This is a genomic window from Vibrio sp. 2132-1 (genome assembly GCF_033344315.1).
Map to the genome: position 1 here is coordinate 1 of NZ_JAWPON010000882.1, position 511 is coordinate 511.

Consider the following 511-nt stretch of genomic DNA (forward strand, 5'->3'; position numbering starts at 1 on the left):
AAGATCTAGAAACCGATATTAGCAACATCAACGTAAAAGCAACGACGACAGAACGTCTTGGTTTTACTGGACGCAAAGAAGGCATTGCTACAGAAGCAGTCGTGCTTCTATTTAAGCAATGATCGAATAATTTGCTCCTTAAAGCTGCGTAAGCAGTGGAAATACATCATGTCAGATATTTTATCCTCATTGGCTTACCTCACAGGCAAGCCAGTAGCATCAGCAAAAATTAAAGCGCAACCAGAACACTTTCAGGTTCGCGAAGATTTGGGTTTTGCCTTCACGGGAGAAGGTGAACACTTAATGGTGCGCATTCGAAAAACAGGTGAGAACACCAGTTTCGTCGCTAACGAGCTAGCGAAAGCTTGTGGTGTTAAGTCTAAAGACGTTAGTTGGGCAGGCCTGAAAGATCGCCATGCAGTAACCGAACAATGGCTAAGTGTTCATCTGCCTAAAGGTGAGACTCCAGATTTTTCGACATTTTTGGCGCAATACCCAAGTATTGAAATTC

2 protein-coding genes are annotated in these 511 nt (G+C 43.2%); both read left to right on the forward strand.

The window, feature by feature from the left end; translation table 11 throughout:
• On the forward strand, nt 1-122 hold a 122-nt coding region (locus R8N47_RS28525), incomplete at its 5' end, for a 2-C-methyl-D-erythritol 2,4-cyclodiphosphate synthase (RefSeq protein ID WP_318186525.1).
• A gap of 46 nt (nt 123-168) precedes the next feature.
• On the forward strand, nt 169-511 hold a 343-nt coding region (gene truD, locus R8N47_RS28530; protein WP_318186524.1), incomplete at its 3' end, for a tRNA pseudouridine(13) synthase TruD.